We start from the raw sequence: 26,910 nt of genomic DNA, 5'->3' as shown, positions 1-26,910 counted from the left end.
CGCTCGCCGCTGTTGGGCGAACACACGGACGAGGTGATGGCCGAACTCGGCTATTCGCCCGCGCAGATCGACGCGCTCAAGGCGTGCGGCGCGATCTGACAACGAACAACGAACACGAATACACCAAACGAGGAGATGACATGCCGGAATGGTCGGGCTTCATCGCGTGGTCGGGACTCGAGCGACTGGAGTTGTGCGTATTCGTTTTCGCGGGCGCATTGCTGCTCGCGATCGCGTCGACGGTATCCGTCAACCGGCTCGTGCATGGCGGGCGCAGCGTGCGGCAAGGCGCGGCGGGCGACAAGGTCGTCGATATGCTCGCGTTGGGATTGTGTATCTGGCTTGGTTACGCTTTCGTCAACGAGCCTGCGCAATTGCCGGGCGCTGCCGCGCTGTTCGCCGTGAGTCTGCTTGCAGCCGCGCTAGGGGCGCACGTGATGCTGACATCGCATGAGCATCGGGCGCCCGCACAGTGCGGTATGGCGGCGCGCCGCGCGGCATCGTTTCGCCTCGCATGGGATGGCGACGCCGCACGCATGCAGCCCGCCGACGATTTCACCCAGCGCTGGACATGGACGGTCTCGACGCGCCGCACGCAGGCGCGCTGCGTCTCGTCGGCGCGCAGCACGCATCTGACGCACGCCGCGATGCGCGTACGCAGTCGCCAACGCCATCACGTCAGACGCTACTGAGCAAAACACATGACGCCCGCGCTTTCACCAAAGCGCGGGCGTCGAAGAGAGTCATCGATGAACTGCAACCCTGCGTCATTGCGCAACGGACTCGCGATAGAACTGGTTCTTCCGGTCGAAGATCAGTTGCGCGAGAAAGTCGGCGTCATAGGCGTTGAGCAGATGCGAATGAAAGCGCTCGATGTAGGCGGTAATGCGCGCAAGTTCATTGCTGACGTCGTCGAAGAAATCGAGCGTGGCCTGGCTCCAGCGAAAGCGCAGACCGAGTTCGCTGAACGCGGCGTTGTAGGCGCTCAGCAGCGCTTCGTTGTGCAGATCGGCAGACTGGTTCATCGCAAGGCTCCCATGCAGTCGAGTGACCGGGTTCGACAGAAGCATAGAAGCCGCAACGAATCTGCAATAGTTAAAGTTTTATTGGCAATCCATAGCGGGTCATTTATGGACGGCCAACTGGTTCACGCGCGTAATCTGCTCGATCAGGTTCGCGCCTTCTTCCATCAGAAAGCGCTTGAACGCGACGGCAACGGGCGGCAGCCGCTTGTTCTTGCGATGCACGACGTACCAGTTGAGCATGACGGGAAAGCCTTCGACGTCGAGCACGACGAGATGTCCGACCTGCAATTCGAGGCTGATCGTGTGCGCCGACAAAAATGCGATGCCCATCCCCGCGATCACCGCCTGTTTGATCGTCTCCGTGCTCTTGATCTCCATCGCGATCTTGAGGTTGGTGAGCCGCCCCGCGAAGCCTTCTTCCATCGAATTCCATGTATCCGAGCCGCGCTCGCGCACGACGAACGCCTCGCTCGCGAGCTGGCTGATCTTGATGTTGCGTTTGTTCGCGAGGGGATGCGTGGGCGCCGCGACGATTACATACGGATGCGGCGCGAACACTTCGTTGATCGCATCCAGTCCCTGCGGCGGCCGCACCATCACGGCGAGATCCGTCTGATTGGTCGACAGCTGATGCAGCAGTTCTTCGCGGTTGTGCACGGCAAGATTCAGTTCGACGCCCGCATAACGGCGCGTGAATTCGGCGAGCAGACGCGGAAAGAAGTAGTCGCCCGCGCTGATCACCGAGACGTTCAGCTTGCCGCCCGATACGCCCTTGAGCTGGCCCATCGCTTCGTCGACTTCATGAAATTGCTGAATGATCGCGCGGCTGTAGTGAAGCATCTCGGTGCCCGCCGGCGTCAGGTAGATCTTCTTGCCGAGCTGCTCGAAAAGCGGCAGGCCGGCGTGCTCTTCGAGCTGCCTGACCTGGGTGGAAACGGCGGGCTGCGTGAGATGCAGTTCCTCCGCCGCGCGCGAGAAGCTCAGATGCCGCGCCACCGTTTCGAAGACCTTCAACTGGCGCAGGGTCGCGTTACGCATTGTCATGGCAGATGTATAAGCGAAGATGAATCTTCATGGTAACAAACTTTAATTATCAGTAATTCAGCAATGACCCTAGCATGGATTCTGTAATGGACGATACGTGGCACAGGCATCGGGTTAACGCTTAAAAACAAGGCTCCGGCGAAGAGTCGGCGAACACGGAAGAACGTCTGATGTTTAAAAGACCGATAAAGCAGACAGTAAATCGGCTTAAAGGTTTTTAGAAAAGAAGTACTGGAAATTGCATTGAGAAATACGCCCGAAGCAGTACGAACGGGACACAACTATAAGGTGGCATGCATACAGACCGGCGCTTTGGCCGGCTGCCCTAAATAGATAGCGGAGACAGGCACATGAACAGCATTTCTCAGCAAGCTCCGGTTGCGTTCTGGCGCAGCCGCTGGTGGCAACTAGCATTCGGCATCCTGTGCATGGCGCTCGTCGCCAACCTGCAATATGCGTGGACACTGTTCGTCGCACCGATGAGCGCCAAGCATCATTGGGGACAGGCCGAAGTGCAGCTTGCGTTCTCGATCTTCATTCTGACTGAGACGTGGCTCGTGCCCGTCGAAGGATGGCTCGTCGACCGCTTCGGCCCGCGTCCCGTCGTGGCGGGCGGCGCGATCTGCGCGGGTCTCGCGTGGGTGATGAACTCGTACGCGACAACGCTGCCCGAGCTGTACGTTGCGTCTGTCATCGCGGGTATCGGCGCGGGCGGCGTGTACGGCACGTGCGTCGGCAATGCGCTGAAGTGGTTCCCGGACAAGCGCGGTCTCGCAGCCGGTTTGACGGCGGCGGGTTTCGGCGCGGGTGCGGCCGTCACCGTGATTCCGATCGCGAACATGATTACGCGCACAGGTTATGAGCACACGTTCCTGTTCTTCGGGATTCTGCAAGGCGTATGCATCTTCCTGCTCGCGCTGATGCTGAGAAAGCCGGACGGCGTCAAGGCGCCCGCCGCGAAGCGCAAGTTCGCCGTCACGAAGACGGACTACACGCCGGGCCAGATGATCAAGGCGCCCGTGTTCTGGGTGATCTACGTATCGTTCGTGGCGGTGGCCGCGGGCGGCCTGATGGCCACGGCGCAGATCGGTCCCATCGCGAAGGACTGGGGTCTCGCCAAGCTGCCGATGACGATGTTCGGCATGACGCTGCCGCTGCTGACGATGACACTGTCGATCGACAACATCTGCAACGGCTTCACGCGTCCGCTGTGCGGCTTCATCTCGGACAAGATCGGCCGTGAGAACACGATGTTCGCGATCTTCATCGGCGAAGGGCTCGCGCTGCTCGGTCTGATGCAATATGGCCAGAACCCGTATGCGTTCATGACCTTCGCGGCGCTGATCTTCCTGTTCTGGGGCGAGATCTTCTCGATTTTCCCGGCAATCTGCGCGGATACGTTCGGCAGCAAGTACGCGGCGGCGAACGCAGGCACGCTCTATACGGCGAAGGGCACGGCGTCGCTGGTGGTGCCGATCGCTTCCGTCCTCGCGGCGACGGGCGGCTGGAACCTCGTCTTCATCGTGTCGGCCGTGGTCACGATTGCGGCGGGCGTGTCGGCGAAGTTCATTCTCGCGCCGATGCGGGCACGCTGGATCGCTTCCTCGAACGAGGCGTCGCACGAACTTGAACCGGAACTCGCGGCAAACGGACCGGGCCTGCGTCACTGGCCGGAACAGACGGGCGAATAAACCCGTCGTCACACTTCAACATGGCGACCTGAACGCATGAACGTATCGCTGCAGCAATTGAAGGTGTTCGTCGCCGTCGCGCGCCAGCGCAGCTTCACCCGCGCGGCGCGCGAGTTCGATCTGACGCAGTCGGCCGTGAGCCGGTGCGTGCGCGAACTCGAAGAGGCGATCGCATTGCGCCTGTTCGATCGCACGACGCGTCAGGTCGAACTGACGACGGCGGGCTCACGGCTCGAGCGGCGCATCAGCCGGCTGATCGACGAAATCGAACTGACGTTGCGCGAAGAGCGCGCTGCGCACGAAGAACACACGGGCCTCGTAGTGGTCGCCTGCGATCCCGTCACGTCGTCGGGCTGGCTGCCCGAGCGGCTCGCGCGCAGTGCCGCCGCTTTCCCCGAGCTGATCGTCACCGCGAAGGAGCAGCCGCAGCACGCCGTGCTCGCCGCCATCGAGCAAGGCGAGGTCGACTTCGGCGTGCTGTGCGACGCGAATCTCGCGCTCGCCGACGCCTTCCACGCCCAGCCGCTCGTATCGACGCCGCTTTGCGCGGTATTGCCGGAAGCGCATCCGCTTGCATCGGGCGCCGCCTTGCGCTGGGAGGCGCTGCGCGATTCCCAATACGTGACGCAACTCGTCACGCTGAACGCGGAAGCGGGCACGCGCAACATGGCGGGGCGCGCGCTCGCCACGCATCGCATCGACGCACAGCGCGCCAACGAATGCGGCCATCTCGCCGCCGCACTGCGCATGATCGAACTGGGTCTGGGCATCGGCGTGCTGCCCGTCGATCCGCAAGCCGCGGCGCTGCCGGCGTCGCTGGTCGCGCGTCCGCTGGTGCCCGAAGTCTCCGTCACAACGATGCTGGTGCGCCGCCGCAACCGCTCGCTGCGTCCGAACGCGCAAGCCGTGTGGTCGCTGTTCGCGGGCCAGGAGAACGCCGCTGCCGCCGGCGTGATCGCGAGCACGGGCGCAGCGTGTGCTACTCACACTACACAGGGGATCAGACACGAACCGATGCCGCGCATACCCGATGACGAGGCGCTGATGCGTACCTCATAGCGGCGGGTTTGGGCGGCTCAGCCATCGGATCGGCAGACGCAACATCGCCAATCGCAAGGAGCACGAGATGGACACTGAAACCGACCTCAGACGCCATGACCTTCTCATCGATGGAAAACGCGTGCCGCCCGGCACGGGCGAATACTCGATCAACATCAACCCCGCGACGGAAGAGCCGATAGCCCTCGTCGCACAAGGCAGCGCGCAGGACGTGGACACGGCCGTGAAAGCCGCGCGCGCCGCGCTCAAGGTGTGGAACGGCATGCGCGCCGCCGAGCGCGGCCGCATCCTGATGCGCTTCTCCGAACTGCTGCGCGAACATCAGGACGACATCGTCGCGCTCGAAAGCCTCGACGCGGGCAAGCCGCTCGCCGCCGTTAAACGTCAGGACGTCCCCTCCGCGATCGACACGCTCGCCTACTACGCCGGCTGGTGCGACAAGATCAACGGCCAGGTCGTGCCCGTGCGGCCCGACGCGCTGACTTACACGGTGCGCGAACCCGTCGGCGTGGTCGGCGCGATCGTGCCGTGGAATTTCCCGCTGATGATCGGCATGTGGAAGATCGCACCCGCGCTCGCGTGCGGCTGCACGATGGTCGTGAAGCCCGCGGAGATCACGCCGCTGTCGGCGCTGCGCGTCGGCGAACTCGCGCTGGAAGCGGGCGTGCCGCCCGGCGTGCTCAACATCGTGACGGGCAAGGGGCGCGTGGTCGGCGACGCCATCGTCGCGCATCCGGACATCGACAAGGTGACGTTCACGGGCTCGCCGTCCGTCGGCCGCGGCATCCTGCAAGGCGCGGCGGGCAACTTCAAGCGCGTGACGCTGGAGCTGGGCGGCAAGTCGGCGAACGTGATTTTTGCCGACGCGAACATCGACAATGCCGTGCGCGCCGCCGCGTCGGGCATCTTCTTCAACACGGGCCAGGTGTGCTCGGCGGGTTCGCGGATTCTCGCGCATCGCGATGTCTACGACGATGTGGTCGAGCGGCTCGCGGCGCGTGCAAAGGCAATCAAGGTGGGCGATCCAGCCGAACGCGACACGACGATGGGGCCGCTCGTGTCGGCCGCACAGATGAAAACGGTGCTCGACTACGTCGACATCGGCAAGGGCGAGGGCGCGTCGATGGTGACGGGCGGCGCGCGCATCGGACAGAAGGGCTTCTTCGTCGAGCCGACGGTGTTTGCGAACGTCGAGCACGACATGCGCATTTCGCAGGAGGAAATTTTCGGGCCGGTGGCGAGCGTCGTGCGCTTCGACGACGAGGAGGACGCCGTGCGCATCGCCAACGGCACGGCGTACAGTCTCGCGGCGGGCGTGTGGAGCGCGGATATCGGCCGCGTGCATCGCGTCGCGCACGCGCTCAGGGCGGGCACTGTGTGGATCAACACCTACGGGTACACGGACGTGCGCCTGCCGTGGGGCGGTTCGGGCGATTCGGGCTTTGGCCGCGAACACGGCGACGTCGCCATCGAGAACTTCACGGAGCCGAAAGCGATCTGGCTCGCGATCGAACACTGATCCGAACGATGCAATGAAAAGAGGATCGGGCGCGTGGCGCCCGATCCTCTTTTATTGCCTGGTCGCGGCGCAGGAAAGCGAAAAGGCTTTCGCTCACCCCGCCGTGCGGCGCACCAGCAAGAAGCTCACGCCGATCGCGCCGAGAAACGCGCCGCAGCAGCGGTTGAACCAGCGGCGCACGGCGGCGCGCGTCAGCCATTTGCCCAGATGCATGCCCGCCCACGAATACAGCGCGATGGCGACCCATTCGAGCACGAGGAAGCTCGCGCCGAGCACGGCGAATTGCGGCAGCATCGGCTGCGAAATATCGATGAATTGCGGCAGGAACGCGGTGAACACCAGAATCGCCTTCGGGTTGCCCGCCGCGACGAAGCATTCCTGACGCGCGATGCGCCACAGCGACGCGTCGTCCTGTTTGATCGCGTCCATCGGCCCGGCGTCGCTGCGCCACAGCTGGATGGCGAGCCAGATCAGATAGGCGGCGCCCGTCAGCTTGATCGCGAGGAAGAACAGCGCGGAGGCGTGCAGCACCACGGCGAGGCCCGTCGCGGCCAGCACCAGCATGCCGGCGAAGGCAACGAGCCGCCCGCTGCCCGCGATGAATGCCGTGACGAACCCGTGACGCGCCGCGACATTGATCGACAGCAGATTGTTCGGCCCCGGCGCCATGTTGATCGCGAAGCACGCGGGAAGAAAAAACAGCCAGGCGGTGACAGACATGATGGCTCGCTCGGACGGACCGCCGCGGGGCGCCACGGGGTGCCTCATCGGGCTCACCGAGGTCAGCGGGCTTGCGGCGATTTGGAAAGTGGAAGATCCGATTGTAGCGAAATGCCGGCGGGCCGCGGCCGCGCCGCAGTGCAAAGGACGCCTCGCGCGGGCGACGCAGGCGGCGTTACGACGCGGGCTGAAGCGCGCGCCGGAACGACGGGTCTCTGACCATCGTATCGATGCTGAGCATCACGAGGTCGTCCAGGGCGAAGGCGGGGTTCGTGAACTTTTGGCGGAACAGATGGATCGTGTTGCTCTGCACGTAGACCGTTTCCTGCGTCGCGGCGTTGGTGACGACGTAGCGCATCGTCATCGTCCACGCCGCGCTCGGGCGTACGTCGTCCACTGACAGCGCCTCGATGCGTCCGCTCAGCACCAGCTTGTCATGCGTGGTCACGGCGATGCCCGACTTGCGCCACGCGGACACGATGGCATCGCGCACGGCCGGTTCAACGCCTTTTTTCAGCAGGATCGATGTCGTCGCCGTGTTGGCGATGCGGTCGAAGGTGATATGCCCGTCGCGCGCGGGCATGTACGCGAAATCGTGCGCGGAGGCGATGACGAGGGCGTTGTCGGCGGGCGTCGGGTTGAGCGTCGACGCGCTGCGAGGCACGAAGAACGAGCACGCCGAGGCGAGCAGCGCGAAGCAGGCAAGGCTGGAGCGTTTGAGCGGAAGCGGATTCACGGCGGTGGCGCAGCGGAATAAGGCTGCGTGGCGGTAGTCGAAAGCGAGGAGTGTGTCGCGCCGCTCTGTCATTGAATATGAGAGCTATCCTAAAAAAGCCGGCCGCGCGTCAGAAATTGCGTGGGTATCAGCAGAAAAATGATCGGCGTAAAGGCGCGCGTGGCCGAATCGATGTCACGCGATTCAGCTGAGGTGTGATTTCGGTCGACGCACGCGATCAGCTTGCCGTCGAGCTATCGTGATAGAGAGCGCCTTGTTTCTCATTAAGAGTGTTCTTACGGTCTTTTTTTGGATGGTCAGCGATACTCATTGACTTACTCCCCTATCTCAACGCACACGACATCATGCTTGATCCATCCGCACTCCAATCGATGAAACCGCTGTTCATGACGCCGTGCTACGGCGGTAACGTTGCGTCGAACTTCGCGAATAGCCTGCTCGCGTTGAACAACGGCTTGTGGAAAGCGGGCATGCAGGGCGTGGTGCGAATCCGTTCGGGCGAAAGCCTGATCACGCGCGCGCGCAACGAGGCCGTCGCCGAGTTTCTGCTCGACGCGAGCTACACGCATCTTTTCTGGATCGACGCGGACATCGGCTTTTCCGCCGATCAGGCGTTCCGTCTGTTGCTGGCCGACCGCGACGTCGTGGCGGGCGTCTATCCGCTCAAGCGGTTCGACTGGCCGGCGGCGCTGCCCGCCGGGCTCTCGCGGGACACCTTCGCCGCACGGTATTTGCGTTATCCCGTGAACGCTCACGACGGCGTGTCGTCCGCCGCCGACGGCGATGGTTTTCTCGAAGTCAGCGAAGCGCCGACGGGCTTCATGTGCATTCGCCGCAGCGCGATCGAAACGATGATCGCGCGGCTGCCCGAGCTGAAATACGTGCCTGACGGTCCGCCCGATTCCCCGCTTTACGATCGCTGCTATCGCTTCTTCGACGTGATGGTCGAGCCGGCGACGGGCCGTTATCTGTCCGAAGACTACGCGTTCTGCCGCCGTTGGCGCGACGTAGGCGGCCGGGTGTTCGTCGATACGCGCTCGAAACTGTCGCATCAGGGCTTGTACACGTGGGACGGCGACTTCGGCGCATCGCTCGCGGCGAGCCCGGAAACGGCGATCGGCGGCGAAAGCTGAACGCGCCATGATGGAAGCCAACGAACTCAGCGTGCGCGCGCGCGGCGGCACGGAGCTGATGTTGCAGGCGCTGCATGCGCGACTCGACCCAGAGTTGGCGCGACAGTTTCAGATCATTCCGTCGCGCGTAAGATCGCTCGCGCCCGACCGCAAGCGCATTCTCTGGCTGCACGACAAACCGAGTATCGAGGAAGCGAGCTTTCTTGAACACGCGGACAATCGCGCGCTTTTTGCGGGCATTGTCTGCGTGTCGCATTACCAGGCAGCGCTGTATCAGATGATTCCGCGTGTGCCGTACGCAGAGATGATGGTTTTGCAGAACGCGATCGAACCGTTCGGCCCGTATCGCCCGCGACGCAGCGACCGCGTCCGCCTGATCTATCACACCACGCCCGATCGCGGCCTCGCCATCCTCGTGCCTGTGTTCGAGCATCTCGCGATGCGCCATCCCGACATCGAGCTGGATGTTTTCTCGAGCTTCAGCATCTACGACTGGACGGCACGCGACGAGCCATATCGTCCGCTATTCGAACGATGCCGCGCGCATCCGCGCATCCGCTATCACGGCGCGCAGCCGAACGCCGTGGTGCGCAGCACGCTCGCCGAGTGTGACGTCTTCGCGTATCCGAACATCGAACCCGAGACGAGCTGTATCGCCGCCATCGAAGCCATGTCGGCCGGCTGCCTCACCGTGTGCGCCGCGTATGGCGGCCTGCCCGAAACGTGCGCGAACTTCGCGCGGCTGTATCCGTTCACCGAAAACATGCACGATCACGCGCAGCGTTTTGCAGGCGTGCTGGATGCGGTTATCGATACGGTCCGCCAGCGTCGCGCCGGCGACGAGCGTCTGCGCATGCAACAGGTCGAATATTTCACGCGCTTCTATTCGTGGGATCAACGCATCCGCGAATGGGACGCGTATCTGCGCGGCTTGCTGTAACGCCGCAGCCGTCGTCCGCAACGGGCGGCGGCGCCTCCCTTCTTGAAGCGGAGGCGGTCGAAGTAAGACATATCTAAGACATTCAAGAATTCCACAATGCAGCCGATGCCCGCCGGGGCAGACTTGCGCGTCACTTCGCCACAGGATTTAATACAGTCGATCCGATGGACGTCGATGATCCGCAACATCGACCGGGACGGGCAACGCGCCGCTGTGCGGCGCAACACCCGCCGTCCGGGCCGTGGCGCAGACGCGCCGCACGCGGTCGCAGCGCACCCCGATGCAAGCCGATACACAAGAACGGAGAAAAGCATGAAGGCCAGCACCATCGCGGAACGGCAGGCCATCGGGCGCGCGGCCCGCGAACACGCACGACGCTCCGGCCACCGCGCGCTCGGCCAACTGCATCGCCATCCCATCGACCTCCTGCGGCAAAGCAGCGAAGGGCGCGTCGGGAAACTGGTTCCGCTGCGCTACGGCCGCATGGCCGTGTCGCCGTTCACGTTCTTTCGCGGCAGCGCCATCCTTCAGGCGCACGATCTCAGCATGACGCCGCATACGACGCTCACGCTGCCCGTCTGCGGCGACGCGCATCTGCTGAACTTCGGCGGTTTCGCGACGCCCGAGCGTCAGCTCGTCTTCGATCTGAACGATTTCGACGAAGTGTCCACTGCACCGTTCGAGTGGGACCTGAAGCGGCTCGTCGCGAGCTTCGTGGTAGCCGCGCGGCATATGCGCTTTAGCCGCGGCGCCGCGCACGATCTCGTGATGACGGCCGCCAACCAGTATCGCGATCGCATGGCGCAGTACGCAGAACGCGGCGCGCTCGAGTTGTGGTACGAGCGCATCACGTTCGACCGCATGGTCGACATGGCCGTGAACGCCGAGAACCGCCGGCTGATCCGCCGCGCGATGGAGAAGGCCGGCACGCGCACGCACGAGAGCATGCTGGAGAAGCTCGCCGAGCACGACGGCGAGCGCTACGTGATGCGCGACATGCCGCCGGGACTGTTCCACGTGCACGGCGCGAGCACGCTGTTCGAGGCGGAGGACGACTGGTTCAGGCTGGGCGACTGGCGCAAGCTGATTCGCGATATGTACGACGGCTATCGAAAGACGCTCAACGACGACCGCCGCGAGCTGCTCGATCACTTCACGCTGCACGATCTGGTGTTCAAGGTGGTGGGCGTCGGCAGCGTGGGCACGCGCTGTCTCGTGCTGCTGACGGCCGATCCGCACGGCAAGCCGCTGTTCCTGCAGGCAAAGGAAGCGCGCCGCTCGGTGATCGCGCAACATTTCAAGGCGGGGCCGCGCAAGCAGGAGCCGAAGCACGAAGGCGAGCGTGTCGTGATGGGCCAGCGGATGCTGCAGGCCGCCAGCGACATCTTCCTCGGCTGGTCGACGGGGCCGTCGGGGCGGCATTTCTACTTCCGGCAGTTGCGCGACATGAAGCTCACGCCCGGCATCGAGCTGTTCGACGTCGACCAGCTCAACGGCTATGCGCGGCTGTGCGGCTGGGCACTGGCGCGCGCGCACGCAAAGGCGAGCGGCAAGGCGATCGAGATCAGCGCGTATATCGGCCGCAGCGACCAGTTCGCCGAAGCGCTGGCCGACTATGCGTCAGCGTATGCCGATCAGGTCGAGCGCGATTATGACGCGTTCATGAAGGCGTGCCGCAGCGGCGAGCTCGAGGCGCGCACCGACGAAGACATGGGCGCCGATTTTCGCGTGTGATTTTTTGGGTTCGATGGCGTGCGCGCCATAGCCGGTGTCCGATGGCGCGCGCCCCGAAGCGGTACAGTCGGGTTGTACGAGGACACCGTGCGTGGTGCTAACGCTTCCGATCGGAGGTTTGCATGCTTTCTTTCATTGGCACGATTATCGTCGGCTTGGTCGTCGGTCTGATTGCGCGCGCGCTGAAGCCGGGCGACGACAGCATGGGTCTCATCATGACGATCATTCTGGGCATTGCCGGCTCGCTGGTGGCGGGCTACGTCGGACGCGCGCTCGGGTGGTATCAGCCGGGACAGCCGGCGGGCTGGATCGCGTCCGTGATCGGCGCGATCGTGCTGCTCGTGATCTATCACCTGGTCCGGCGGCGCGCCTAGCCGTTCGCCGGGACGTCGCGCGCCTCGCGCAGCGTCACGAAGCGCAGGCCGCGCGAGCGCACCGTTTCGATCAGGCGTGGCAGCACGGCAAGCACGACGGGCTCGCCCGCTGCGTCGCGGGCGGCGCTCGCGTCGTGCACCAGCAGGATGTCGCGTGCGGCGAGTCCATCGACGAGCCGTTCCAGCACGCGCTGCGGATTGCGCTCGCGGGTATCGAAGCCGCGCCGCGTCCATGCGGCGAGGCGCAAGTCGAGTCTTTGCAGCACTGGCTCGAGAAACACGTTGCGCAGTCCCGCCGGCGCGCGGAAGAACATCGGGCGCTCGCCCGTCAACGCTTCGAGCGCGTGCTGGGCGGCGTCGATTTCGCGTGTCAGTCCCCGCGGCAGCGTGACCGAGAACGTGTGCACGTGGACCTGCGAGTGATTTTCGACCGCGTGCCCGCGCGCGACGATCTCGCGCATCAGCGCCGGGTGGCGCTGCGCCCGCGCGCCGATGCAGAAGAAGGTCGCGCGCACGCCGTGCGCGTCTAGCAGGTCGAGCACCTTCGGCGTGACGTCGGGATCGGGGCCGTCGTCGATCGTCAGCGCGACGGCGTCGGCGTTGCGCCGCGTGTCGGGCAGGCGGGTCCAGTTCGGGCCCAGCAGCGACGAGCGTGGCCACAGGCCGATCGCAACGACGATCAGGTGGCTCGCGATAATGCCGGCGAGCCACCACGGCCAGCCCGAAGGCGCGACGAGCCAGCCGACGCACATGGCGACATGCCACGCGACGGTGGCGTTGAACATTGGCGGGTTGCCCTTCAGGGGCCAGCGGCGCGCGGGCGCGGCGGCGTCGGCGGCGCGCGGCAGCGGCGGATTCGGTTGATTCATGCTGAAGCGTTCGGCCCCACTGACGCCGTCCGTTCGGACGAAACCGGCAGGGCGCTCGTGATGCGTCCAAACGCGAACGATACCATTCGCGCGCGCCGCGACCCGAATTCGGGCGCACCGGAAGGCGATGGCGCCTTGCGCACCGCATCTGCATGCCTGAACCGTTGCCTGAACCGTTGCCTAAGCCGTTGCCTAAGCCGTTGCCTAAGCCGGTGCCTAAGCCGGTGCCTAAGCCCGCGCCGAAACCCAGTATCCTTGTTGCCTTTCCAACCCACCGCCGTCTGCATCCGCGCCATGCGTCTGCGCCATATCGAAGTTTTCCACGCGATCATGCGCACCGGCTCGCTGTCGAAAGCGGCCGAGCTGTTGTGCGTGTCGCAGCCCGCCGTCAGCAAGGTGCTCGCGCACGCGGAACGCAGCGTCGGCCTGACGCTCTTTAACCGCGTGCACGGCCGCCTGCAGCCGACGCGCGAAGCCGAGCTGCTGTTCTCCGAAACGCAGAAGCTGCAGGCGAACCTCGACAGCATCCGCGATCTCGCGCGCAATCTCGCGCTGCAGCCCGAGGGCCATTTGCGCATCGGCTGTCTGCCGAGCCTTGGACTGAGCCTGATTCCGTCCGCCGTGCAGGCGTTTCGCGCGGCTTACCCGCGCGTGTCGCTGAAAATCCAGACGCGCCACACGGACGAACTGCTGAACGCGCTGCTCACGCGCGAACTGGATCTCGGCGTCGCGCTGAATCCGCCGGCGCGGCCTGGCATCGCTTCCGTCGAACTGGGGCGTACGCCCGTCGTGTGCGTCGGGCCGCGCGACGAACGCGGCGACGAAGGTCCGCTCGCGCTCGAATCATTCGTCGCAGGCGACTGGATCGGCATCGGCAAGGTCGATCCGCTCGGCGAGCTGATCGGCAATGCGTTCGAAGCGCTGGGCCTCGACGGCCATCTGCCCGCCGTCGAGGCGCAGACCTGGCACGTTGCGCGGGCGCTCGCCGCGCGCGGCATCGGCCGTGCGCTGCTCGACGAGCTGACGGCGAAAAGCGGTGCGGAGGCGGTGAGCGTGCGGCCCGTCGCGCCGCCGCTGTCGATCGGCGTGTTCGCGGTGTGGCGCGACGGCGGCACGGCTTCGCAGGCGGGCAACGCGTTCGTCGACGTGCTGCGCGGGCGCTTCGCCTAGCCAGTCGATCGCCCTCGCCGGTCGCCCTCGCCGGTCGCCCTTAACCCCAGGTTATACAGCCTCGCATCTGGTCATTTGCCGCGCCCGTTTCGGCGCGCGACACTTGCCGGCAATGCAATCGCAAGGTGATGGGATTCATGCGCGTGTGTGTACTCGGCGCGGGCGTCGTCGGTCTGACGACGGCCTGGAGCCTGGCCCGCGAAGGCCATGACGTGACGATCGTCGAAGCCCGCAGCGGCGCGGCGCTCGAAGCGAGCTTCGCCAACGGCGGACAGCTGAGCTACAGCTATGTGGCGCCGCTCGCCGATCCGGCTGTGCTGCCCAGGCTGCCCGCGTGGCTGCTGCAGCGGGACTCCCCGCTGCACTTCGTGCCGCGTCTGGACGCCCGGCAGTGGCGCTGGTGCATCGCGTTCCTGCGCGCGTGCCGCGGCGAGCGCGCGCGGCAGACGGCGCTCGAACTGCTGGCGCTCGGCGCGCTCAGCAAGGCGGCGCTGCACGAGATCGTCGAGCGCGAGTCGATTGCGTTCGACTACGTGCGCAACGGCAAGCTCGTTGTCTATCGTGATCCGCACGAGTTCGAGCGCGCGCGGCGCAAGATGGCGCTGCTGGCCGCGGCGGGCTCGGACCAGCGCGCGCTCGACGCCGGCGAATGCGTCGCGCTCGAACCGGCGCTCGCGCAGGCGCAGCCGCTGCTGGTGGGCGGCATTCATACGCCGTCGGAAGAAGCGGGCGATTGCCACCGTTTCGGCGTCGCGCTCGCCGACGCGCTGCAGCGGCGCTATCGCGTGACGTTTCACTACGACACGCCCGTCGGGTCGCTCGTGCGCGACGGCGCGCGGATCATGGCGGCGCGATCGTCGAAGGGCGATATCGAGGCAGACGCGTTCGTCGTCGCGCTCGGACTCGGCAGCGTGCCGCTGCTCGATGCCCTCGGCGTGCGCCTGCCCGTCTATCCGCTGACGGGCTACAGCCTGACGCTCGCGGGCGTGGACGGGCGGCACACGCCGCGGGTCAGCGTGACGGACCTGCATCGCAAGGTCGTCTATGCGCCGCTGGGCGAGCGTCTGCGGATTGCGGGCATGGTCGAAATCGCCGGGTTGAAGGACGCGCAACGCGCCGGGCGCGTGGCGCTGCTTGCGCGTCATGCGCGCGAAATTTTCCCCGCTGCCGGCGACTACGCGAGCGCGCGCACGTGGTGCGGCCACCGTCCCGCCACGCCCGATTCGAAGCCGCTGATCGGCCGAACGCCGTATCGCAACCTGTGGCTGAACACGGGCCACGGCGCGCTCGGCTTCACGCTCGCGTGCGGCAGCGCGCGCGATGATCGCCGACGTGATCGCGGGCCGCACGCCGTCCGTCGATGTGTCGGCCTACGCCTACGACCGCTGAACCCGTTGCACGAGCATCGAAAACAAACTAACCGGAGAAGACATGAAAACGACGAAGAATGCCTTGCTTGCCACGCTGTTCATATCGGCTCTCGCGAGCGGCGGCGCGCATGCGCAGGAAAGCCCGACGCTGAAAAAGATCCGCGAAACAGGGGCGATTTCATTGGGCGTGCGCGAATCGTCGGTGCCGTTTTCATACTACGACGAGCAGCAGCACGTGATCGGCTACTCGCAGGCCATCGCGCTGAAGATCGTCGACGAAGTGAAGAAGGAACTGAACCTGCCCGATCTGAAGGTGCGCGAGATTCCCATCACGTCGCAGAACCGCATTCCTCTCGTGCAGAACGGCACGATCGATATTGAATGCGGCTCGACCACGCACACGAAAGAGCGCGACAATCAGGTCGCGTTTTCGAACAGCTTCTTTCAGTACGGCGTGCGCATGATCGTGAAGAAGGACTCGGGCGTGAAAGACTTCGGCGATCTCGCCAACAAGACGGTCGTGACGACGGCGGGCACATCCGAGGAGCGGCTGCTGCGTCAGATGAACGCCGAGAAATCGATGAACATGCGCCTGATCAGCGCGAAGGATCACGCCGAGTCGTTTCTCAACGTGAAGACGGGGCGCGCCGTCGCGTTCGTGATGGATGATCCGCTGCTGTACGGCGCGAAGGCGAAAGAGGCGAACGCGGACGACTATCTGATCACGGGCACCTCGCCGATGTCCGAAGTGTATGGCTGCATGTTCCGCAAGGACGATCCCGGCTTCAAGAAACTCGCCGACGGCGTGATCGCGCGCTTGCAAACCTCGGGCGAAGCGGCGAATCTCTATCAGCAGTGGTTCACGCAACCGATTCCGCCGAAGGGCATCAACCTGAACTATCCACTGTCGGCGGAGATGAAACAGCTGTTCGCAAAGCCGAACGACCGCGCGCTCGATTGATGCGCTCGCGTCGCCGCGTGTGGCGGGCAGCATGATCCGGAGACACGGTGTGACGCAGACATCCGAAGCAGGCAACGCGGCAGGGCAGGCGGCAGGACAGGCGGCAAAAAAAGTGGCGCTGGTGACGGGCGCGGGCAGCGGCATTGGCCGCGCGACGGCGCGCAAGCTGCTCGCCAACGGCTACAGCGTGGTGCTGACGGGGCGCCGCCAAGCGCCCCTGGACGCGCTCGCCAGAGAAGCACAAGACGAAGGCCAGGACGCGTTTGCCGTCGCCTGCGACGTGACGGATGCCGCGAGCGTCGCGGCGCTCTTCGATGCAATCCGCCTGCGCTACGGCCGCCTCGACGTGCTGTTCAACAACGCGGGGCGCAACGCGCCGCCGGTTGAAATCGACCAGATCGAACTCGACGACTGGCGTTCCGTCGTCGATACGAATCTGACGGGCGTGTTCCTGTGCACGCGTGCGGCGTTCGGCATGATGAAGACGCAGACGCCGCAGGGCGGCCGCATCATCAACAACGGCTCGATCTCCGCGCACGCGCCGCGGCCGTTCAGCATCGCGTACACGGCGACCAAGCACGCCATCACCGGGCTGACCAAATCGGTATCGCTCGACGGGCGGCCTTACGACATCGTGTGCGGCCAGATCGACATTGGCAATGCGGCAACGGAAATGGCCGAGCGGATGGCGCGCGGCGTGCCGCAAGCGAACGGCACGATCGCCGTCGAACCGCTGATGAACGTCGAACACGTCGCCGACGCCGTGCTGCACATGGCCAATCTGCCGCTGTCGGCGAACGTGCAGTTCATGACCATCATGGCGAGCAAGATGCCGTTCGTCGGGCGCGGCTGAGCGCTTGCCGTGCGGCGTTCGCGCAGCGCGGCGCGCGCAGTCGACTTATACTGGGCGCTTCCCCGAACCACTGGAAGCGCAAGTGACTGCAGACGAGGCCACGCGCGGCAGCGCGCAGGCCGGCGATGATCCGCGCCCCACGCCGCCGCCGACGCCCGATCCCGGCGATTGCTGCCACAGCGGCTGCGATCCGTGCGTATTCGATCTGTACGAAGACGAACTGACGCGGTATCGCGCCGCGTTGGCTGCATGGGAAGCGCGGCATGCCGCGGCGGCCCGCGCGCCTCATGCGAAGCCGCGCAAGACGCGCCGCGCCTGAACGCGCGGCAGCGTTTTCACGCAGATCGAAGCACCGCGTCACCCATGCTTTTCGAAGCTCATGTCCACGCTGATCGAACCGAATGCGCTCACGGCGCTGCATGATTTCGTCAAACGCTACCCGCGGCTTTTCGTGCTGACGGGCGCGGGCATCAGCACCGATTCCGGCATCCCCGGCTATCGCGACGAAAACGGCGAGTGGAAGCGCTCGCCGCCCATCACGCTGCAGGAATTTCTCGGCTCCATTGCGTCGCGCCAGCGCTATTGGGCGCGCAGCACGGTCGGCTGGCCCGTCGTCGCGAAGGCCGAGCCGAACGCGGCGCATCGCGCGCTCGCGCGCCTCGAAGCCGCAGAGCACGTCGACACGCTCGTCACGCAGAACGTCGACGGTCTGCATCAGCGCGCGGGCAGCAGCGACGTGATCGAACTGCATGGCAGCATCGGCGAAGTGACGTGTCTCGACTGCGGCACGCATCACGCGCGCGCGTCGATCCAGCAGGTGCTGATCGATGACAATCCCGCGCTGCTCGATGTGATCGCCGAGCCCGCCGCCGACGGCGACGCGCATCTCGAATGGCATGACCTCGGCGCGTTTCGCGTGCCCGCGTGCCCGAACTGCGGCGGGCTGCTGAAGCCCGCTGTCGTGTTCTTCGGCGAAAACGTGCCGAAGGCCCGCGTCGAGGCGGCGACGCACGCGCTCGACGCCGCCGATGCCGTGCTGGTGGTCGGCTCGTCGCTGATGGTGTACTCGGGCTACCGTTTTTGCGCATGGGCGCAGAAGATGGGCAAGCCAATCGCGGCGATCAATCTCGGGCGCACGCGCGCCGACCCGCTGCTGTCGCTGAAAGTGGAAGCGCCGTGCGGCGATGCGCTCGCCGCGCTGGCGGCAAGTCTTGCCGCGAGCTGACGGCACGCGCGCACCGGCTTCGCGCGATGCATCGGCTGATGTGATTGTCGGTGAGACTTCGGCACGCTCGCGTATTCGCGTATGATCGCGCGCTTGCCTGAATGAAGCCGGACGCGAACGGGACGCAAGCGAATTTCAACCGAACCTCAAGCGAACCTCAAGCGAACCTCAAGCGAACCTCAAGCGAACCTCAAGCACACCGGTACTGAACGATGACCACGCCAAACTCCTCGATGCGTCAGCATGCGCCCGCCGCCGAGCGCAACCGCGAGCCGATTCTCGCCGTGCTCGAACGTGTGCTGCCCGCCACGGGCACCGTGCTCGAAATCGCGAGCGGCACGGGCCAGCACGCGGTCCACTTCGCCGCGGCGCTGCCGCAGCTCGTCTGGCAGCCGAGCGATCCCGACGAAACCGCGCGCGCGTCGGTGGCGGCATGGACGGCGGCGAGCGGCCTTGCCAACGTGCGAGCGCCGCTCGCGCTCGACGTGCGCGACGCGTCGTGGGGCATCGAGTCCGCCGATGCCATCGTCTGCATCAACATGATTCATATCTCGCCGTGGGCGTCGGCGCAGGCGCTGATCGGCGGCGCAGGGCGTCTGCTGCCTCCCGGCGGTGTGCTGTTTCTGTACGGGCCGTACCGGCGCGGCGGCGCGCACACGGCGCCGAGCAACGCCGCGTTCGACGAGCAGCTCAGGCGCCGTGATCCCGCATGGGGCGTGCGCGACCTGGAGGACGTGGCGGCGCTCGCGGACGCGGCCGGCTTGGACCACGAGGAGACCGTCGCGATGCCCGCCAACAATTTCAGCGTCGTGTTCCGGAAACGTTAGCGGCAGCGGCGGGTCTGACCTCTGCGCGGCGCTCGAGAGCCTGCCGAGCCTGGCGCCGCGCCCGCGATGCATTTTGCAGACTAAGCTTTAGACACGGCGCACGGACGCATCCCGTCACGAAAGCGCGGCGAAAGCGGCACGCATCGTCCGTGCCTGAACGAACGCGAGGGGCAGGGAGCACGCAAGCGCCATCCCGTCGTTTCTTTTATTCTTTCATCCTCGACGCCGCGCCATGAGGGTTGGCGCGGCTTCACGACATACCGCCGCGTGGCGGTGGAATCTGGAGAATTCACATGGGCAAACAGGCAATCGGCGTAGTGGGGCTGGCGGTGATGGGCCGCAATCTGGCGCTGAACATCGAAAGCCGCGGTCACGCGGTGTCCGTGTTCAACCGTACCCGCGAGAAAACCGACGAACTGATCGCGGAATTTCCCGACCGTAAGCTGGTTCCGACCTATACGCTGGAAGAGTTCGTCGATTCGCTCGAAAAGCCGCGCCGCATCCTGATGATGGTGAAGGCGGGTGAAGGCACCGACGCGACGATTGCCGCGCTGCGGCCGCTGCTGGAGAAGGGCGACATTCTGATCGACGGCGGCAACACGCATTTCACCGACACCATCCGCCGCAACCAGGAACTCGCGAAGTCGGGCCTGCATTTCATCGGCACGGGCGTGTCGGGCGGCGAAGAAGGCGCGCTCAAGGGACCGTCGATCATGCCGGGCGGCCAGCGCGAAGCGTACGACCTCGTCGCGCCGATCCTCACCGAAATTGCCGCGAAGGCGCCCGACGGCGAGCCGTGCGTCGCGTACATGGGCCCGGACGGCGCGGGCCACTTCGTGAAGATGGTGCACAACGGCATCGAATACGGCGACATGCAGCTGATCGCCGAAAGCTACGCGGTGCTCAAGCAGGTGCTCGGCCTGTCGAACCAGGAACTGGGCGCCGTCTACACCGAATGGAACAAAGGCGAACTGGACAGCTACCTGATCGAAATCACGTCGAAGATCTTCGACAAGAAGGACGAAGAAACGGGCAAGGATCTCGTCGACGTGATCATGGACCGCGCCGCGCAGAAGGGCACGGGCAAGTGGACGAGCCAGAACGCGCTCGATCTCGGCGCGCCGCTGCCGCTGATCACGGAAGCCGTGTTCGCGCGCGTGCTGTCGTCGTTGAAGGACCAGCGCGTCGCGGCGAGCAAGGTGCTCGAAGGTCCGGCTGCCAAGCCGTTTGCGGGCGACCGCACCGCGTTCATCGAAGCCGTGCGCCGCGCGCTTTACTTCAGCAAGGTGATTTCGTACGCCCAGGGCTTCGCGCAACTGCGCGCGGCGTCGGACGAATACAAGTGGGACCTCGACTACGGCACGATCGCGAAGATTTTCCGCGCGGGCTGCATCATCCGCGCCCGCTTCCTGCAGAAGATCACCGACGCCTACACGAAGGACAAGCAGATCGCCAACCTGCTGCTTGATCCGTACTTCCGCGACATCGCCGCGAACTATCAGGCGGCGCTGCGCGACGTGGTGATCGCCGCGACGGCGGCGGGCGTGCCCGTGCCGGCGTTCTCGTCGGCGATCGCGTATTTCGACGGCTATCGTTCGGCGCGTTTGCCGGCAAACCTGGTGCAGGCGCAGCGCGATTTCTTCGGCGCGCATACGTTCGAGCGCCTCGACAAGCCGGGCAGCTTCCACGCGAACTGGTCCTGATCCCGCCGCGCTCGCGTCAGGCAATTTTCGCCTGACGCATTGCGTGAAGTTAGCAAAACGCCCCGGTGCCTGCGCGGCACCGGGGCGTTTTTGCCTTTGGCTGCATACCTTTTGAGACACAGTGTTGCGATTTTTTGATCTTAAAATTAACGTCACGCCGTGAGTAAGGCGATTATTTCAAAAATTGCAATATAGTTTCACCGAATAAGGGATTTCCCTAGGTATCAGCTTTCCATAAACTTGCATCAACGCTGACGGACACGACGTTCGTCGCTAATCGAAAAACAAGTTCTCGGAGGTGGTCCATGAAAGCCCTGATTTCCGCAGTCGTTCTCGCTGCCGCTGTTGCCGCGCCCGTCGCATCGTTTGCCCAATCGAACCAGCAGCCGTTGACGCGCGCCGAAGTTCGCGCCGATCTCGTCCGTCTGGAAAAGGCCGGCTATGATCCGCTGTCGGATCGCCAGGAGTACCCGAAGAACATCCAGGCCGCCGAAGCGCGCGTCAGTGCGCAGAACGGCACGGGCTACGGCGTGCAGACGAACGGCACGTCGCAAGCTGGCCGCGCGCTCGCTGACGAAAAGGGTCCGCGTTCGGTGTTCTTCGGCAACTAAGCCGACGCGCAAGCGCGCCTTGACGCGCGCGGCTGGAATCCGCGAGATCCGGCCGCCGCAAGCTGTGAAAAAAACGCCGCCCAGGTTTTGCCGGGACGGCGTTTTTTGCATGGATGTTTCGCGACGCCCATGCACGCGTGCATGCATAAAGCAGCCGATGCCATGCGACGCGCATCACCGCCCGCACTGGCACGCGCCGCTTCAACGCGGCAGATGCGGAATCGTGTCGTTACTCGCGACGTTCAGCTGATGCAGCTGCCGATGCATCTTGTTCAATTGTGCCTGCGCGGCCGTGCGTTGCGCTTCGAGCTGCGCGAGATCCTTGCGCAACTGATGCTGTTTGCTGGTGACCGCCTGGTCCTGTGCGGCCGTGCGCTGCAAGCCTTCGCGCAGGCGCTCGGCCCGCGCTTCCGACTCGGCGATCTGCCGCTTCAACTGCTCGTTCTGCGCCTGCAGCTGCAAGCGCCGTGTCTCGCCGTCGGCAAGCCGCACCGCCTGTTCCTGCATGTGATGGAACAGCTGCCTGGCCGTGTTCATGTCGGGTGTCGTCAGGACGCGCCATAGACGGTCTTCCTGCAGCAGCGCGACGTAGTACTTTAGTTCTTTTGGGTAAAACAGCAGCTTCACCGAATAATCAAAAGTGCGAAATACGTGAAACGACGTGAGCTCTGCGCCGTCCAGCATGCGCTCGACATCGGCGACTTCCGCCATCTGCACCGTGCGTCCGTTCGCCTGCGACGGCGTGAGCGGCACGGCATGCAGCGGCGTCACGGGGCGCGGCGGCACGTTCACTGGCCGGTCGTCGATGGCAACGGGCGCGTCGCTTTCGTCGGCGGGCAACGGGTCGGCACGCGCGGATTCGGCATGCATATCGGTTTGCGGAAAATGACGATGGGCTGCAGCGCCGTTGCTGAGGGCAGCTCGACGCATGTTCAGAAGACTTTTCACGATCAATCCTCGGTAGGCGGCCGGGAAGCCTGACCACTTCAGGGTTGCGCGCGCATCAATGCAAGGTGCGTTGTGCGCGCGATATATCGTCGAATAGCGCATTGCTCGGCTCCAGCGCGAGCAGCCATGACTGGTCGTATTCGCTGAGCGTTTCGAGCGCTTGCCGCAACTCTTCGACGGCGACTGCGGGAATCTCGACGCTCGCTTCCACGCCGCTCGACAGGCGGCGCACGCTTGCCAGCTGCACGAGGGCATCGGCGGCCTCGGCGACGTCGACGGCAAACACGAGATGCGCATTCAGCAATTCGACCAGCGAGCGCGACGATGCCATCTCGTCGACATTCAGCTGCACGGCAAGAAACAACGCTTTGTTCATGAGACCTCCTCGCTGGCGCGAACTGTTGATATCGAACAAATCGTCTCGCCGCTGAGGGGCGCGCGGGCTGCGCGCCTTTTGTCTGACGGCAGCCAGGTTTCAGTATAGGCGAGCACTCCCGCGATGCAATGGCCCGCAAGCCGCATGCGGCGGACGTCTGCGGGGTAGTGAGCAAGCGACGTGCGCGACGTCCGGCGCCACTATAATGGGCAGTCCGGCAACGTACATTGCGCATCGCCATGAAAATTGTCCGCAGCAGCACGTTTACCGCCGAGCGCCCGTGGGGCGCGCTCGACATCGCCAACATGAACGGCATCACGACCCGCCTGCACTGGACCGACCAGCCGTACAAGTGGCACGTCAACGACGGCGAAGAAGTCTTTGCCGTGCTCGACGGGCGTGTCGAAATGCGCTATCGCGAGGCGGGCGTCGAGCATTCGACTGTGCTGGAAACGGGCGATGTGTTTCATGCGTCGGTCGGCACCGAGCACGTCGCGCATCCGATCGGCGAGGCGCGCATTCTCGTGATCGAATCGGAAGGCAGCGTTTGACATTTCGCCCGTCGGGCGAAATTGATTGGGATTGCAGAAGGAACGGCCGGCGCGCATGCCGGCCAGTCGCGTCGGAACGGCAAGGCATGGATGCCGCGTCGGCGTCCCGTGCATGCACCCGCCCGGGCGGCCGTCATTTCCCGCCCTGCCGTGGAGGCATAATATTTGCACTGCATATCCCGCTACACGTTCGAACGATGGCGGCCGGCATCGGCCGCTGTCCCAAACCGCGTCGAGGGCCACAAAAATGACAGTAAAACGGCAATACGTCGTCACGCAGGCTTTGATCTCGCTCGCCGTCGCGAGCATGCTCGGCGCGTGCACTACGTATCCCTGGGACACGACGCAAGCGCCGGCGCCCACCTATCGAACGGCGGGCGGCGCGGCGGCCAACGGCGTCCCCGCTGGCTTTTATCGCGTGAATCCGGGCGATACGCTGCAAAGCGTCGCGGGCGCTTTCGGCCAGCGCGCCCAGGACATCGCGGCATGGAACGGGCTCACGCTGTCGTCGCCCGTTGCGCCCGGGCAGGTGCTGCGGGTCGCGCCCCCCGCGTACGCGCAGGCCACACCCGTGCCCACGCCAGCGCCTGCCACGACGACCGTTCCCGGCGCGCCGCCCGCGGCTGCGCAGGGCGTGCTGATGTGGCCGCTGCGCGGACCGATCCTCAAGCCGTTCATAGCGGGCAAGAGCAAAGGGATCGTGATCGGCGGCCGGACGGGCGACCCCGTGAGAGCGGCGGCGGCGGGGCGTGTCGTGTATGCGGGCACGGGCATCGAGGCCTATGGGCCGCTTGTCATCATCAAGCACGACGACACGCTGATCACCGCTTACGGCCAGAACAGCCGGCTGCTCGTGCAGGAAGGCGATGCCGTCGCGCAGGGGCAACCCGTGGGCGAAGTGGGCGTCGACAGCAACGGCGTACCGTCCATCCAGTTCGAAGTGCGCAAGGACGGCAAGCCCGTCGATCCGCTGGCGTGGCTGCCGCACTGAACCGGCCGCGTCAGTCCGGCTGAAAATCGCGAAGCCGGCCCTTGCGCGTTTGCGTCGCATCGACGCGCGGGCGCGCGGTCCGAGCGGTTTGCGCGCCTGCCTGCCGCTATCGGACATCCAACAGCTGCGTATCGGACAGTTGGTCCGCAGCAAGCAGTCGCCCTCTCCAATATCGACGCAACGCCCGCCGCAGCGGGCCGCGCCGCGATTGGCATGGTGCGTGCAGCATGCGGGACGAGCGCAGCGCAGCCGGCGCTCGCCATCCCTTATCGTTGCTGGAGACGCATCATGAACACATTGCTTGTGAAAGACCTGCCCAAGGTCGAAGAAATCGACTGTCAAACGGCGCAGTCCGTGCGCGGCGGCATCCTGACCATCAGCCGTCCGCCGGAGCCTGACGTGACGTTGCCGAAAATGCCCGGCATGCCGCCCGTGCAGGTGTCCGTCCCGCCTATTCCACCGATTCCCCCCCGTGCAGACGAGCGGCTACGGCGGCCCGACCATCATGCCGTATCACGTCGGAAGCGAGCCGACGGACCCGCGCCTGCAGTGATGCGCCCGCAGGACGCGAGCGGCGGGCCGTTCGCAGGCTCGCGTCTTCGCGCCCGCGCGTGCCGGTTCGCCCGCCTTCGCATCACGTGGGAAAGGCGGCCAGTCCGCGTCCCATCAACCGCAATGCGATGCCGATGCATGCGCGGCAGCTTCGCATTGCGTCGGCAGATGTCTGCACCGCGGACCGGCCGCCGACACTGTGTCACAGCATTGAGCGGCGCGGTATCAGGCTTTTTCGAAAAGCGACGCTGGAAACTTCGGGTTACGCCAGCGCCATCTGCACGACCTTCACGATCACAAGCCCGACGGCGACCACCAGATAGCCGCGCAGCGCGCCCATCCAGATGCGCCGCGAGAGCGTCATCACGGGCCGGGGCAGTTCTTCGAGCGGCGGTGTGCGCCACGTGGCGCGCTCGGTCTTGCCGACGGCGGATGCGCTCACGATGGGTTCGACGCCGCGCGCGCGCGCAGCGCTGTCATCGCGACGAGGCCGACTGCGGCGAGCAGCGTGCCGCCCGCGAGAATTTCGACGATCGCGTGTGCGCTGATGTCGGGATACACGACAGAAGCCGTCAGCACCACCGACAGCAGCACCAGCGCCCACACGACGGCGCCCGTGAACAGGTTGAGTCCCTTCGAGTTGACCCACGGCCCAAGCACCGCGCGATCGTTGCACAGCAGAAGCAGGAACACGGTCGCGCTGGGCAGCAGCACGCCCGCGAGCGTCTGCACGGCCTCCGTCAGCAGGCCGAGCGGGCTGCCGGGCAGCAGCACGAGTCCCGCCGCCGCCGCGACGATGCCGAAGTACACGAGATAGAAGCCCTTCGCATCGGCGATGCCACGATGCAGCGAATGACGGATCTTGAACACGTCGCCGATCGCATAGGCCGTCGACAGCGACACGGCCGCCGCGCCGATGATGCACGCGTCGATGAGCGCGACGGCGAACAGCACGGCGGGCGTGCGGCCCGCATACTTTTCGAGGCCCGCGATGATGCCGCCCGCGTCGCTGAACTGGCCGAACTCCGGCTTGCCGCCGAACAGCGCCGCGCTGAACGAGATCATCGCAATCGCGCCGATCAGCACGAACACGATGCCGATCCACAGGTCCGCCTTTTCGTACTTCATGAAGCGCGGCGTGATGCGCTTGTCGATCACGTAGCTTTGCTGGAAGAACAGCTGCCACGGCGCGACAGTCGTGCCGACGATGCCGATCACGAGCAGCATCACATCCGACAGCTTCGCGTGCGCGGGCCACGACGGCACCAGCAGGTGATGGGCCATCTGCGACACGGGCGGATGGATCGTCACGAGCACGGGCACGAGCAGCAGGCTCATCAGGCACAGCACGATCGCGAAGCGCTCGAAGCGCTTGAAGTCGCCCGTGCTGACGGCCGCCATCGTCAATGCGGCGGCGATGCAGACGCCCGCCACTTTCGATACGCCGAAGAAGTCGAGCACGAAAGTAATGCCGATGAACTCGGTGACGATGGTGAGCGCGTTGAGAATGAACAGATCGATGACGGAAAACGCGCCCCAGAACTTGCCGAAGCGCTCGAAGATCAGCCGCGCATGACCGACGCCCGTCACGGCGCCGAGCCGCAGGACCATCTCCTGGTTCACGTACAGCACGGGCACGAGCAGCAGCAGCGTCCACAGCAGCGTGGTGCCGTAGTTCTGCCCTGCCTGCGTGTAGGTGCCGAAGGCGCCCGCGTCGTTGTCGCCGACCATCACGATGAGGCCGGGGCCGACAATCGCGAGCAGCGTGCGCAGCCGCGCGCCCCAGCTGTTGCGGGGCGCCGTGTCGTGATGCGCGATCGTGCCGAGCGCGCCGCGAATATCGCCGACGTGCGCGTCGTCGAGGACGGCGCTGCGCGTCGGTAGAGCTTGTGGTGGCGTTGCCATTGTTGTTCTCCCTTGAACGGATA

Annotated in this window: 25 protein-coding genes and 2 pseudogenes; 19 read left to right on the top strand and 8 right to left on the bottom strand. The window is 65.2% G+C overall.

Annotated elements, in window-relative coordinates; genetic code table 11:
- Positions 1-140: 140 nt before the first annotated feature.
- Positions 141-692: an NADP transhydrogenase subunit beta gene (locus H3V53_RS18515; protein ID WP_336599198.1), complete on the top strand. Its 552-nt coding sequence runs from the start codon at positions 141-143 to the stop codon at positions 690-692.
- Between the two features lie 75 nt (positions 693-767).
- Here H3V53_RS18515 and H3V53_RS18510 read toward each other — a convergent pair whose 3' ends face one another.
- Positions 768-1,025 (bottom strand): hypothetical protein, encoded by a 258-nt coding sequence (locus tag H3V53_RS18510; RefSeq protein WP_336599197.1) that lies wholly within the window; start codon positions 1,023-1,025, stop codon positions 768-770.
- 99 nt (positions 1,026-1,124) lie between these two features.
- Positions 1,125-2,069: a LysR family transcriptional regulator gene (locus H3V53_RS18505; RefSeq protein WP_336599196.1), complete on the bottom strand. Its 945-nt coding sequence runs from the start codon at positions 2,067-2,069 to the stop codon at positions 1,125-1,127.
- Positions 2,070-2,419: 350 nt separating this feature from the next.
- Between H3V53_RS18505 and oxlT the strand changes: the two genes are divergently transcribed.
- The 3 genes from oxlT (at position 2,420) to H3V53_RS18490 (ending at position 6,338) form a co-directional block, all read left to right on the top strand.
- Positions 2,420-3,760, top strand: a complete 1,341-nt coding sequence (gene oxlT / locus H3V53_RS18500) for an oxalate/formate MFS antiporter (RefSeq protein ID WP_336599195.1) — start codon at positions 2,420-2,422, stop codon at positions 3,758-3,760.
- Positions 3,761-3,796: 36 nt separating this feature from the next.
- Entirely contained in the window at positions 3,797-4,819 is a 1,023-nt protein-coding gene (locus tag H3V53_RS18495) for a LysR family transcriptional regulator (protein WP_336599194.1), read from the top strand.
- Between the two features lie 67 nt (positions 4,820-4,886).
- On the top strand, positions 4,887-6,338 hold the full coding sequence (locus H3V53_RS18490; RefSeq protein WP_336599193.1) for an aldehyde dehydrogenase family protein: 1,452 nt from the start codon (positions 4,887-4,889) through the stop codon (positions 6,336-6,338).
- Between the two features lie 93 nt (positions 6,339-6,431).
- Here H3V53_RS18490 and H3V53_RS18485 read toward each other — a convergent pair whose 3' ends face one another.
- The gene (locus tag H3V53_RS18485) at positions 6,432-7,058 is read right to left on the bottom strand and encodes a LysE family translocator (RefSeq protein ID WP_336599192.1); all 627 of its coding nucleotides are present in this window, start codon (positions 7,056-7,058) and stop codon (positions 6,432-6,434) included.
- Between the two features lie 175 nt (positions 7,059-7,233).
- A complete protein-coding gene (locus H3V53_RS18480; protein WP_336599191.1) occupies positions 7,234-7,794 on the bottom strand; it encodes a hypothetical protein in 561 nt (186 codons plus the stop codon).
- 344 nt (positions 7,795-8,138) lie between these two features.
- Here H3V53_RS18480 and H3V53_RS18475 point away from each other — a divergent pair, with 344 nt between their 5' ends.
- The 4 genes from H3V53_RS18475 to H3V53_RS18460 all read left to right on the top strand — a co-directional run bounded on the left by H3V53_RS18475 (position 8,139) and on the right by H3V53_RS18460 (position 11,975).
- Positions 8,139-8,927 carry a hypothetical protein gene (locus tag H3V53_RS18475; protein WP_336599190.1) on the top strand — a complete coding sequence of 263 codons (789 nt, stop codon included), beginning with the start codon at positions 8,139-8,141 and terminating at the stop codon, positions 8,925-8,927.
- 7 nt (positions 8,928-8,934) lie between these two features.
- Entirely contained in the window at positions 8,935-9,867 is a 933-nt protein-coding gene (locus H3V53_RS18470; RefSeq protein ID WP_336599189.1) for a glycosyltransferase family 4 protein, read from the top strand.
- A 312-nt stretch (positions 9,868-10,179) separates the two neighbouring features.
- Positions 10,180-11,601, top strand: coding sequence for a DUF2252 domain-containing protein (locus H3V53_RS18465; RefSeq protein WP_336599188.1), 1,422 nt, complete (start codon positions 10,180-10,182; stop codon positions 11,599-11,601).
- Positions 11,602-11,723: 122 nt separating this feature from the next.
- A complete protein-coding gene (locus H3V53_RS18460) occupies positions 11,724-11,975 on the top strand; it encodes a GlsB/YeaQ/YmgE family stress response membrane protein (RefSeq protein ID WP_336599187.1) in 252 nt (83 codons plus the stop codon).
- Here the strand turns inward: H3V53_RS18460 and H3V53_RS18455 are convergent.
- Positions 11,972-12,844 carry a polysaccharide deacetylase family protein gene (locus H3V53_RS18455; protein WP_336599186.1) on the bottom strand — a complete coding sequence of 291 codons (873 nt, stop codon included), beginning with the start codon at positions 12,842-12,844 and terminating at the stop codon, positions 11,972-11,974. The two genes, H3V53_RS18460 and H3V53_RS18455, sit on opposite strands and share 4 nt — an antisense overlap.
- 294 nt (positions 12,845-13,138) lie before the next feature.
- On the opposite strand from H3V53_RS18455, the gene H3V53_RS18450 reads away from it, so the two are divergent.
- From H3V53_RS18450 to H3V53_RS18410, 9 genes and pseudogenes are all read left to right on the top strand, one after another.
- The gene (locus tag H3V53_RS18450; RefSeq protein WP_336599185.1) at positions 13,139-14,014 is read left to right on the top strand and encodes a LysR family transcriptional regulator; all 876 of its coding nucleotides are present in this window, start codon (positions 13,139-13,141) and stop codon (positions 14,012-14,014) included.
- A gap of 137 nt (positions 14,015-14,151) precedes the next feature.
- Positions 14,152-15,403 (top strand): annotated as a pseudogene (locus tag H3V53_RS18445) (D-amino acid dehydrogenase).
- A 42-nt stretch (positions 15,404-15,445) separates the two neighbouring features.
- Entirely contained in the window at positions 15,446-16,345 is a 900-nt protein-coding gene (locus H3V53_RS18440) for a glutamate/aspartate ABC transporter substrate-binding protein (protein ID WP_336599184.1), read from the top strand.
- A 49-nt stretch (positions 16,346-16,394) separates the two neighbouring features.
- Positions 16,395-17,198, top strand: coding sequence for an SDR family oxidoreductase (locus tag H3V53_RS18435; protein WP_336599183.1), 804 nt, complete (start codon positions 16,395-16,397; stop codon positions 17,196-17,198).
- An 82-nt stretch (positions 17,199-17,280) separates the two neighbouring features.
- Complete coding sequence (locus H3V53_RS18430; protein ID WP_336599182.1) at positions 17,281-17,517, top strand: oxidoreductase-like domain-containing protein; 237 nt, start codon at positions 17,281-17,283, stop codon at positions 17,515-17,517.
- 60 nt (positions 17,518-17,577) lie between these two features.
- Entirely contained in the window at positions 17,578-18,423 is an 846-nt protein-coding gene (locus H3V53_RS18425; protein WP_336599181.1) for an NAD-dependent protein deacetylase, read from the top strand.
- A gap of 212 nt (positions 18,424-18,635) precedes the next feature.
- Positions 18,636-19,250, top strand: coding sequence for a DUF938 domain-containing protein (locus H3V53_RS18420; RefSeq protein WP_336599180.1), 615 nt, complete (start codon positions 18,636-18,638; stop codon positions 19,248-19,250).
- A gap of 293 nt (positions 19,251-19,543) precedes the next feature.
- A complete protein-coding gene (gene gndA / locus H3V53_RS18415; RefSeq protein WP_054924581.1) occupies positions 19,544-20,953 on the top strand; it encodes an NADP-dependent phosphogluconate dehydrogenase in 1,410 nt (469 codons plus the stop codon).
- Positions 20,954-21,258: 305 nt separating this feature from the next.
- On the top strand, positions 21,259-21,564 hold the full coding sequence (locus tag H3V53_RS18410; protein ID WP_336599179.1) for a DUF4148 domain-containing protein: 306 nt from the start codon (positions 21,259-21,261) through the stop codon (positions 21,562-21,564).
- A gap of 201 nt (positions 21,565-21,765) precedes the next feature.
- Here H3V53_RS18410 and H3V53_RS18405 read toward each other — a convergent pair whose 3' ends face one another.
- Together H3V53_RS18405 and H3V53_RS18400 are read right to left on the bottom strand one after the other, a co-directional pair.
- Positions 21,766-22,434 (bottom strand): DUF2968 domain-containing protein, encoded by a 669-nt coding sequence (locus tag H3V53_RS18405; RefSeq protein WP_336599178.1) that lies wholly within the window; start codon positions 22,432-22,434, stop codon positions 21,766-21,768.
- A gap of 133 nt (positions 22,435-22,567) precedes the next feature.
- Positions 22,568-22,888 carry a hypothetical protein gene (locus H3V53_RS18400; RefSeq protein WP_054924578.1) on the bottom strand — a complete coding sequence of 107 codons (321 nt, stop codon included), beginning with the start codon at positions 22,886-22,888 and terminating at the stop codon, positions 22,568-22,570.
- A gap of 239 nt (positions 22,889-23,127) precedes the next feature.
- Here H3V53_RS18400 and H3V53_RS18395 point away from each other — a divergent pair, with 239 nt between their 5' ends.
- Both H3V53_RS18395 and H3V53_RS18390 read left to right on the top strand, forming a co-directional pair.
- Positions 23,128-23,439, top strand: a complete 312-nt coding sequence (locus H3V53_RS18395) for a cupin domain-containing protein (protein WP_054924577.1) — start codon at positions 23,128-23,130, stop codon at positions 23,437-23,439.
- Positions 23,440-23,686: 247 nt separating this feature from the next.
- Complete coding sequence (locus tag H3V53_RS18390) at positions 23,687-24,430, top strand: peptidoglycan DD-metalloendopeptidase family protein (protein ID WP_054924576.1); 744 nt, start codon at positions 23,687-23,689, stop codon at positions 24,428-24,430.
- Positions 24,431-25,244: 814 nt separating this feature from the next.
- Here H3V53_RS18390 and H3V53_RS18385 read toward each other — a convergent pair.
- A pseudogene (locus H3V53_RS18385) lies at positions 25,245-26,887 on the bottom strand (NRAMP family divalent metal transporter).
- Positions 26,888-26,910 lie beyond the last annotated feature (23 nt).

Origin of the sequence: Paraburkholderia bengalensis (genome assembly GCF_037126505.1) — a bacterium.
GTDB lineage: Bacteria > Pseudomonadota > Gammaproteobacteria > Burkholderiales > Burkholderiaceae > Paraburkholderia > Paraburkholderia bengalensis.
This window is presented reverse-complemented; position numbering and strand designations above follow the sequence as displayed.